Source organism: Lutimonas sp., from assembly GCF_051011215.1.
GTDB lineage: Bacteria > Bacteroidota > Bacteroidia > Flavobacteriales > Flavobacteriaceae > Lutimonas.
In genome coordinates this window covers 1-9,676 of record NZ_JBPCUJ010000163.1, presented here as the reverse complement: position 1 = coordinate 9,676, position 9,676 = coordinate 1, and the positions used below count along the sequence as shown (strand labels likewise).

Below are 9,676 nucleotides of genomic sequence, written 5' to 3'. Positions count from 1 at the left end.
GGGTTGAATTTCCCATCGAAAAGTAATTGAACATTACTGCTGTCAGCAGTAGCTTCTTCAATATCCGCTGTTAAATTAAAAGGGAATTTTTCGTTGGCCGAGCCCAGCACAATTTTATTTGGAGATTCAACCTGTTCTAATTTTAATTCAATTTCCGGCATTCCTTTCAATGCGAAAAGAAAAGATTCGTTTCCAGCTTCAAACTTATCAATGTTCGTAGGCATGATATGTTCAAAATTTTCAACATTTGACAGATAATCAAAAATCTCTTTATTAGATTTTTGTACGGTAACTTTAGGACTTTCTAAATTCATTTTTATTTGGCATTCCATTCACCCGGATCTTCTCTCCAGGCTTTTAAGGTTGTAACTTGCTTGGTACTGATAAAATTAGTTTCCAGTGCTTGTTCTATTAAATTCTCATAATCGCTCAGAGTCGTCAGATCAACATGTGCTTCCTTAAAATTCTTTTCAGCAACAGGAAACCCATAATTGAAAATTGCAACCATACCAATGACTCTGGCACCGGCTTCCTTTAAGGCATTTACTGCATTTAGACTGCTTTTTCCGGTACTGATAAGATCTTCAACTACCACAACATTCTGACCGCTATCTAAAAAACCTTCAATTTGGTTTTGTCGCCCGTGTTTTTTTGGTTCTGGCCTCACGTAGATAAACGGAATGCCAAGTTCCTGAGCCACAAGGACTCCAATAGCGATTGCTCCTGTAGCAACTCCTGCAATCACATCAGGTTGACCGTGTTTTTCTGAGATGATTCTTGCCAAATTTTCTCTCACAAAATTTCTAATCATCACATACGAAAGGGTGACTCTGTTGTCACAATAAATGGGTGAATTCCACCCAGAGGCCCAAGTAAATGGCTGGTCAGGTTGCAATTTTATCGCTTTTATCTGTAAAAGCAATTCAGCTGTCTTTTTTGCTGTATTTTTGTCAAAAATCATAGTGCAAATGTATGCAATTTTTAAGAATGATACTTCAATTATTTTAACAGATGATGGAAATATTTTAAGTGAGGATAATTGTTTTTTATGGAATGATTTTAATCGATTGGAGGAGATAAATAATTTGATTTCAAAATCAATGACTACAGTGTATTTATTTCACAAGAATTTAGAATTCATGTGGTGCTCATTTCAAAAATTGTATCAGGTAATTGAAGCGGGCGGAGGTATCGTCACCAACCAAAAGGACAACGTACTTTTTATTTTCAGACATGATAAATGGGATCTTCCCAAGGGTAAGATTGAAAAAGGAGAGACCAAAGAAAGTGCTTCTGTAAGAGAAGTGGAAGAAGAGTGTGGTCTTAAAAATGTAGATCTTCTGGGCTACTTCAAAACAACCTATCATATTTATGAGGAGCGAGGTGTGGAGATATTAAAAGTTTCTTATTGGCATCACATGTATTCTGAAGAGCTTATATTGATACCTCAATTGGAAGAAGGAATCACTGATGTAGCATGGGTCGATCAGAAAGACATTCCAAAATTGATGCAAAATACCTACCCAAACATCGTCTTTCTGATGGAGATGTACGCAATGAAGAACCAACAATAAGACGTTTAATTGGTTTATTAAAAGAAGTTTATAGTATATTTGCCGCTTTTTTAATTGAAAGCTTTTTAATTTAAGAACATGACTGAGTTTATTAGCAAAAGATTACCGAATGTAAAGAACGATGTATTGTCAGGTATAACAGTGGCACTGGCCCTGGTGCCTGAAGCAGTGGCATTTGCATTTGTGGCGGGAGTTGATCCTTTGGTGGGTTTATACGCAGCCTTTATGGTAGGGTTGATAACTTCTGTTTTTGGTGGTAGACCAGGAATGATTTCAGGAGCCACCGGCGCCTTGGCAGTTGTCATGGTGAGTCTGGTAGCTCGAGGGAATGAAATGGGAGCGCCCGGCGAGAACTTAGGGTTATACTACTTATTTGCGACCGTCATATTGATGGGTTTTATTCAGATTTTAGCAGGACTTCTTAAATTAGGAAAATTTGTGAGGTTGATTCCACATCCTGTGATGATGGGATTTGTAAATGGCTTGGCTATTGTCATATTTCTCTCTCAGTTGGGTATGTTTAAGAAAACAATTGATGGAGATAAAGTATGGCTTCAAGGAAGTGAGCTCTATTTAATGGCTGCCTTGGTTGGGCTTACTATGTTGATTATGTGGGGATTGCCTAAGATAAAGCTCACAAAGAAATTACCTGAAGCTTTGATAGGTATATTAGTGGTGTCGACCATCGCCATTGTTTTTAATTTTGATGTTGCAACAGTGGGCTCGTTTATCAGAGATGGTGGAGGTGAAGGTCTTAAAGGTGGACTTCCGATGTTTCAACTTGAGTTGTTTTCTAAAGTTCCATTTAATATGGAAACCATTCAGTTTATCTTACCCTATGCCATTATTTTGGCTGCAATCGGTTTGATAGAATCATTGATGACCTTGAATTTAATTGATGACCTGACGGATACACGGGGTAATGGAAATAAAGAATGTGTAGCTCAGGGTAGTGCCAATATTGTAACCGGCCTGTTTGGAGGTATGGGAGGATGTGCCATGATCGGGCAATCTATTATTAACATAAAGTCGGGTGGTAGAACAAGATTGTCGGGAATTGTAGCTGCATTAATGTTACTGGCCTTTATTTTGTTCGGATCGTCATACATAGAACAAGTACCCATTGCCGCTTTGGTAGGTGTGATGTTTATGGTGGTTATCGGAACTTTTGCATGGAGTAGTTTCAGGATCATGAATAAAGTACCACGATCGGATGTTTTTGTGATTATTTTGGTGTCGGCACTAACGGTAATTTTTGATTTGGCAATAGCTGTATTTGCCGGTGTCATTGTAAGTGCTTTGGTGTTTTCTTGGGAAAATGCAAAGAAAATTCGAGCCAGAAAAAGAATGAAAGATGATGGAACCAAAGTGTATGAAATCTGGGGCCCCTTATTTTTCGGTTCTATATCGGCCTTTAACGAGAAATTTGATATCAAAAACGATCCTGAGAATGTAGAAATTGATTTTGTCGAATCAAGGGTGAGTGACCATTCAGCATTAGAAGCCATTCTTAATTTGGTAAAAAAGTATGAAGCCGAAAACAAAAAGATTCATTTAAAGCATTTGAGTGAAGAGTGCAAGGCTCTATTGTATAAGTCAGATCCAAAATTTCATCAGGTAATTATCAATGATATTGATGACCCTCGTTATCATTTGGCTGCAAATCCGGAAGAATTTCCAAAAAGCTTATCGGAGTATCACTTATAGGATAGCTCCTATTTGGCCACTACTGATTGCGGAACCAACATGGATACATCTCCATGATTGATGATGATATCCCTTACAATACTTGAGCTGATATAAGAAGTGTCCGCGCTGGTTAAAAGAAATATAGTTTCTATTTCGGACATTTTTCGGTTGGTCTGCGCAATGGCTTTTTCGAACTCAAAATCTGCAGGATTTCGGAGGCCTCTTAAAATGAACTGACTTCCTACTTTTTTGCAATAATCAATGGTAAGTCCTTGATATGTATCGACAACGACTTTTGGCTGATGCGCATAGGTCTTTTCAATAAATTCTCTCCGTTGATCTAAATTAAACATATATTTTTTTGAAGAGTTTGTTCCGATCGCAATAATAATCTCATCAAATAGTGGAATGGCCCGATCAATGATATCCGTATGCCCCAAAGTTAGTGGATCAAAGGATCCCGGAAAAACAGCTCTTTTTTTCATAATTCTTGTTTAATGACGTAGTTTCTGCAGTTGAATGGTGCTTTCAAAGAGTGAAGCTAATGAAATTCCAGCTTCTTTGGCCTGTTTGGGCAGGATGCTTTCCGCTGAAAGTCCCGGAACCATATTTAATTCAATAAAATACGGTTGATCTCCTACAAATATGAAATCAGCTCTGGAAAGTCCTTTCAATTTCATTACTGCATAAATTTTAGCGGCCATGGCCGATACATTTTCTTTTTGAATTTCAGAAATTCTCGCAGGGGTTATTTCATTTGATCGCCCAAGATATTTTGCTTCATAATCGAAAAAATCATTTTCAGAAACAATTTCAGTAATCGGCAGTACCTTGATTTTTCCTTTCCAAAAAATGACACCGACCGATACTTCAGCACCATCCAAAAACTGTTCTATCAAAATTTCATCATCTTCCTCAAAGGCTTTGTCAAGCGCAGGTCCTAATTCTTCCTTCGTATAGACCTTGCTGATGCCAAAACTGGAACCGGCCCGGTTGGGTTTTACAAAGCAAGGCAAGCCAAGTTTTTTTTCAATTTCCTCAAAAGACAACTTGTCTCCTTTGTTCAAATAGATTGACTCGGCAGTTTGAATCCCATATGGTTTTAACAGACTTAAACAATCTCTTTTATTAAAGGCAACTGCCATTTGATAAAATGGAGCTGAAGAATAGGGCAGTCCCAATAAATCAAAATAAGCCAATAAAGTACCATCCTCACCCGGATGACCATGTATGGCGTTAAATATAAAATCAAACTTAATTTTATAGCCATTTACGGTAGTGGTGAAATCGGCTGTGTTTATAGGGTGTTCCTGATCATTTTCATCAAGGTAAACCCATTTGTCTTCACTTATAAGAATTCGGAATAAATCGAATTTTTCCTTGTCAAGGTTTTTATAAACCACATTTCCACTCTGAATAGAAATGGCTGCTTCGGAGGAATATCCTCCCATGATAATGGCAATATTTTTTTTCATTAAGCTATTAATTGGGCCTGTTAATTGTAAAAACAAACTTACAAAAAAGACTTTAAATGAGCCTTTCGGCCTTGATTAGTTATCAATATTTAAAGTATATTTGAAAAATTTTATGAAAGAAATGAATTTATTGCAATACCTGAAAAGCAAGGAGTTTTTAAGAACAATTATTTTAGTAGTCGCTATTTCGTTGATACTGTTATTCGGCTTGTTTAAATGGTTGCATTCCTATACCAAGCAGGATGAGAAAATTGAAGTGCCTAACCTTGAAATGTTAAGCCTGGCGGAAACTGAAAAAGTACTTGAGGAACACAAATTGAATTTTGTGGTGATTGATTCAGCCAGTTTTAACCCCAAGTTTCCAGCAAAATCTGTCATTGAACAAAACCCCTTACCGGGAGATTTTGTCAAGGAAAATAGAAAAATATACCTGACACTAAATCCATCTAATTACCGAAAGGTCACCATTCCGAATGTACTGGATCAAACGAAAAGACAGGTTGTTATTCAGCTGAAATCCCTTGGGTTTAGAATCGGGAAGGAAAGATATATTAAAGACCTTGGCAGGGATGTAGTCAGAAAACTTGAAATAGGACGAAAAGAGGTGAAGCCAGGTCAAAAATTACCTAAAAACACGGTTATTGATTTAGTTTTAGGAGATGGTCTGGTTAAAAGAGATTCGATTAATTAAAAGTATCAACTGAAAACATCTGGCATGAAGGAGGAAGAAGAAAATGTTAGTATTGACGATGATTTGTATGAACATTTTAAGTTTGTAGCAAGTGAGGGTCAGGAGCCTTTAAGAGTTGATAAGTTTCTCATGAATTTTATTGAGAATGCCACCAGAAATAAAATACAGCAAGCGGTGAAAGCCGGAAATGTCTTAGTGAACGATGCCATTGTAAAATCAAATTACAAGGTGAAAGCAAAGGATGTTGTAAGAGTTGTTCTGGCCCATCCACCTCATGAGAATTTATTGGTTGCTGAAGATATCAGCCTGGATATCGTTCACGAGGATGAGGCTGTGATTGTAGTGAATAAACCAGCTGGAATGGTAGTTCATCCAGGACACGGAAATTATAGTGGCACTTTGGTGAATGGTCTGATTCATCATTTTGAGCATTTGCCCAATAATAGTTCTGACAGGCCTGGTTTGGTCCATAGAATAGATAAAGATACCAGCGGTTTGCTGGTAGTTGCCAAAACTGAATTTGCGATGGCCAATTTAGCAAGCCAGTTTTTTAACAGAACAACTGAAAGATTGTACCTGGCGCTTGTATGGGGAAGTGTACAGGAGGATGAAGGAACTATTACCGGAAATATTGGAAGAAGTTTTAAAAACAGACTGCAAATGGATGTTTTTCCCGACGGTGATTTTGGAAAGCATGCGGTAACTCATTATAAAGTAATAGAACGCTTCAGTTATGTCACCTTGGTAGAATGTAAATTAGAGACAGGTCGTACACATCAGATCAGAGCTCATTTTAAGTATTTAGGGCACCCTCTTTTCAATGATGAGCGATATGGTGGGAATAGAATTTTAAAAGGAACCACATATACGAAATACAAACAGTTTGTAGATAATTGTTTTAAAATATTGCCGAGACAGGCCTTGCATGCAAAAACCTTGGGTTTTAAACATCCCGATTCAAAGGAACAGCTTTTCTTTAATTCAGAGTTGCCTGAGGACATGAAAAACTGTCTCGATAAATGGAGAAATTACACAGCACATCAACACGATACTTGATCGTATTTAAAAATTAGCGCTAATGAAAATAGTTATATCCCCTGCCAAATCACTTAATTTTGAAACGGAAGCTTCAACATCTGACTATACACAACCTGTTTTTTTGAAGGAAGCAGAGAGGTTGAGCAAGATCTTGAAGAAGAAATCAGCACGTTCATTGTCTAAATTAATGTCCATTTCACCTGCCTTGGGGCAATTAAATTATGAAAGGAATCAAGAATGGACGGTTCCTTTTAATCCGGAGAATGCCAAGCAGGCAGTGTTTGCTTTTACAGGCGAAGTATACCGTGGATTGGATGTGACAAGTATGAAAGAGGCGGATATTTCGTTTTTACAGGACAGACTGAGAATTTTATCAGGACAATATGGAGTTTTGAAGCCACTGGATTTAATGCAGGCCTACAGACTTGAGATGAGTACCCGTCTAAAAGTGGGCGTAAAACCAAATTTGTACAAATTCTGGGACTCAAAAATCACGGATTCTCTGAATAGCGAATTGGAAGAAGGGGAGCTTTTTGTAAACCTAGCCAGTAATGAGTATTATAAAGTACTTCAGCCAAAGTTATTGAAAGTACCAGTGATAACACCTGTTTTCAAGGAGTTTAAGAATGGTGATTATAAGGTGGTAATGACTTTTGCAAAATTAGCCAGAGGTCTGATGGTACGCTATATTGTTGATCAGAAAGTTGACAGTATTGAAGGACTCAAGGGTTTTAATGTAAATGGATACGCCTTTGACGCGAACTTATCCACCGATACAGAATTGGTTTTTACCAGATAACTTATAGTTGAATACTTACCGGACTGCTCATGTCATTATTTTTACTGACGGCTACAACCGTGAGTCGTTGACCTGACTTGATTCTTTTCTTGGAAAGGAGCAGACTTGCTTCACCGGTTAGCGCGATAATTTTAGCATTCTGATTGATATCAGGCGCTTCATTTCCATCAAATAGGTACACAAGATATTTTACTGCCTGGTATTCGATATGTTCGGGCATCCGATCCCATTGAAGCAGGTATTGTTTGTTCTTTAGTTTCGTCAATCGCAAATTTCTTACCGCCTGTGGAGAGAATTTCATTTTCTTGTCGGCGATGGGTTGAAGTATGGGGTGTTGGTATATTTTTTTTTCAAACGTTTGGTTGATCTTGTAGGGATTTGATTGAAAGGACTGAGCGCTGAAGAAGACACTGCCTTTTACCTGAGAGATACGCTTGTTAAAAATGAGCTGACTTTCAATCTCAGTTGGTTGTGCCATATTCCAGGCTTGATCTTCACTTTTAACCGCCAGGCGATACATGGCATGACCTATATAGAGCTTGGTACCGAATGAATTGTCGGCCCACCATTCAACAATGGTTTTGTAGTCAACCTTGTCATGCCCGATGCGCCAATAGGCTTGAGGTAAGACATAATCGAGCCAGCCATTCTTCATCCAGAGCATAATATCTGCATAAAGATCATCATAGTTAGTTTGACCTGCTTCCGTATTGGACCCTCTTTGATCATCTTTCGTATTTCTCCATACGCCGAAAGGGCTTATTCCAAATTGAACCCAGGGTTTCAGGCTTTTGATGGTATGGTGCAATTCGGCAATAATTATGTTTACATTTTCTCTTCGCCAGTCATCTTTTTTATCAGGATAAAAAGCCCCTCCATGACGCTTAAAACTCCGTTCATCTTCAAATTTTTCTCCATTAATCTTATAAGGATAAAAATAATCGTCAAAGTGAATGGCGTCTATATCGTAGTTTAAAACAATATCTGCAACAACCTTATTTGTATAGGTTCTCACTTCAGGCAGGCCTGGATCAAAATATTTGTTCTTACCATAATTGATAAACCATTCAGGTTTTTCATATGTCAGTGGAAAAGGATTTGATCGATACTCTGAGATATTTACAAGAGCTCTGTAGGGATTCAACCAAGCATGAAACTCCATCCCTCTTTTATGCGTTTCAGAGATGATAAAGGCCAAGGGGTCATAATAAGGGCTTGGAGCTTTATTATTTGTGCCACTAAGATAGTAAGACCAAGGCTCGTATTGAGATTTGTAAAAGGCATCTGCTGAAGGTCTGATTTGAAAAACGACGGCGTTGAAATTCATACCCTTGAACAGGTCGAGCAAATTGATAATTTCTTTTTGTTGCTCCTGGGTACTTAAATCTTTCGCACTCGGCCAATCAATGTTCCCAACTGTGGCTACCCAAACTCCTCTGAATTCACGGGAAAGAGATTCCTGTGAATTGATATCATGAAATTGAAGAAAAACAAAGAGAATGATTAATAGAATCCTCACTTAAAAAAACTTAAATGTTATAAGATTCAAAAGTAAGGGCTTCTTTTACAAAAGACAAAAACAATCAATAATTTATCTTGTGGCTTACAGACAATAATTCCTGGCATGACTTTAAATTATGTCACTATGTCATTAATTAATGTCAAAAAGGTGACATATTATTAGAAATTCAGCAATGGCATAATCATTGACTATACAGCAACAGTTATTAAAATGAAAGATTAGATAAAAATTAAAATATAATATTATGAGTAAGATAATTGGAATAGATTTAGGAACAACCAACTCTTGCGTTTCAGTGATGGAAGGTAATGAGCCCGTTGTAATTCCTAATGCAGAAGGAAAACGCACAACGCCTTCTATCGTTGCTTTTGTTGAAGATGGTGAAAGAAAGGTTGGAGATCCTGCAAAACGTCAGGCTGTTACCAATCCTGTTAAAACTGTATATTCTATCAAAAGATTTATGGGAAATAAATTTTCAGAATCTAAAATGGAAGCTGAAAGAGTTCCTTATAAAGTTGTAAAAGGAGATAATGACACACCAAGAGTTGATATAGACGGAAGGTTGTACACACCTCAGGAAATTTCTGCCATGGTGTTGCAGAAAATGAAAAAAACCGCTGAAGACTATTTAGGTACAGAAGTAAAAGAAGCTGTAGTAACAGTTCCTGCTTATTTTAATGATGCTCAGAGACAAGCTACTAAAGAAGCTGGTGAGATTGCCGGTTTAAAAGTAAGCAGAATTATTAATGAACCAACTGCTGCAGCTTTGGCATATGGTTTGGATAAATCAGGTGAAGACAGAAAAATTGCAGTGTATGACTTAGGTGGAGGTACTTTTGATATTTCTATTTTGGAAATTGGAGATGGCGTTTTTGAAGTATTATCAAC

11 protein-coding genes are annotated in these 9,676 nt (G+C 37.5%); 6 read left to right on the top strand and 5 right to left on the bottom strand.

Annotated elements, in window-relative coordinates:
* The coding region (locus ACR2MV_RS15485; RefSeq protein ID WP_434023090.1) for an SRPBCC family protein at positions 1-314 on the bottom strand (314 nt) is incomplete at its 3' end.
* A 2-nt stretch (positions 315-316) separates the two neighbouring features.
* The gene (pyrE, locus tag ACR2MV_RS15480; RefSeq protein WP_434023088.1) at positions 317-961 is read right to left on the bottom strand and encodes an orotate phosphoribosyltransferase; all 645 of its coding nucleotides are present in this window, start codon (positions 959-961) and stop codon (positions 317-319) included.
* 7 nt (positions 962-968) lie between these two features.
* Between pyrE and ACR2MV_RS15475 the strand changes: the two genes are divergently transcribed.
* A complete protein-coding gene (locus tag ACR2MV_RS15475; protein ID WP_434023087.1) occupies positions 969-1,574 on the top strand; it encodes an NUDIX hydrolase in 606 nt (201 codons plus the stop codon).
* A gap of 78 nt (positions 1,575-1,652) precedes the next feature.
* On the top strand, positions 1,653-3,281 hold the full coding sequence (locus ACR2MV_RS15470; RefSeq protein ID WP_434023085.1) for a SulP family inorganic anion transporter: 1,629 nt from the start codon (positions 1,653-1,655) through the stop codon (positions 3,279-3,281).
* Between the two features lie 8 nt (positions 3,282-3,289).
* On the opposite strand, the gene coaD is transcribed toward ACR2MV_RS15470, so the two are convergent.
* Together coaD and ACR2MV_RS15460 are read right to left on the bottom strand one after the other, a co-directional pair.
* Positions 3,290-3,748 carry a pantetheine-phosphate adenylyltransferase gene (gene coaD / locus ACR2MV_RS15465; RefSeq protein WP_434023084.1) on the bottom strand — a complete coding sequence of 153 codons (459 nt, stop codon included), beginning with the start codon at positions 3,746-3,748 and terminating at the stop codon, positions 3,290-3,292.
* Between the two features lie 9 nt (positions 3,749-3,757).
* A complete protein-coding gene (locus ACR2MV_RS15460) occupies positions 3,758-4,738 on the bottom strand; it encodes a D-alanine--D-alanine ligase (protein ID WP_434023082.1) in 981 nt (326 codons plus the stop codon).
* A 112-nt stretch (positions 4,739-4,850) separates the two neighbouring features.
* Between ACR2MV_RS15460 and ACR2MV_RS15455 the strand changes: the two genes are divergently transcribed.
* The 3 genes from ACR2MV_RS15455 to yaaA are packed head-to-tail and all read left to right on the top strand — an operon-like array spanning position 4,851 to position 7,266.
* A complete protein-coding gene (locus tag ACR2MV_RS15455) occupies positions 4,851-5,429 on the top strand; it encodes a PASTA domain-containing protein (RefSeq protein ID WP_434023080.1) in 579 nt (192 codons plus the stop codon).
* A gap of 24 nt (positions 5,430-5,453) precedes the next feature.
* The gene (locus tag ACR2MV_RS15450; RefSeq protein ID WP_434023078.1) at positions 5,454-6,485 is read left to right on the top strand and encodes an RluA family pseudouridine synthase; all 1,032 of its coding nucleotides are present in this window, start codon (positions 5,454-5,456) and stop codon (positions 6,483-6,485) included.
* A 22-nt stretch (positions 6,486-6,507) separates the two neighbouring features.
* Entirely contained in the window at positions 6,508-7,266 is a 759-nt protein-coding gene (gene yaaA, locus ACR2MV_RS15445) for a peroxide stress protein YaaA (protein WP_434023076.1), read from the top strand.
* A gap of 1 nt (position 7,267) precedes the next feature.
* Here the strand turns inward: yaaA and ACR2MV_RS15440 are convergent, their stop codons facing one another.
* Positions 7,268-8,785 carry a glycoside hydrolase family 10 protein gene (locus tag ACR2MV_RS15440; RefSeq protein ID WP_434023074.1) on the bottom strand — a complete coding sequence of 506 codons (1,518 nt, stop codon included), beginning with the start codon at positions 8,783-8,785 and terminating at the stop codon, positions 7,268-7,270.
* A gap of 247 nt (positions 8,786-9,032) precedes the next feature.
* Between ACR2MV_RS15440 and ACR2MV_RS15435 the strand changes: the two genes are divergently transcribed.
* Positions 9,033-9,676, top strand: a 644-nt coding sequence (locus tag ACR2MV_RS15435) for an Hsp70 family protein (protein ID WP_434023072.1), incomplete at its 3' end; no start/stop codon positions are given.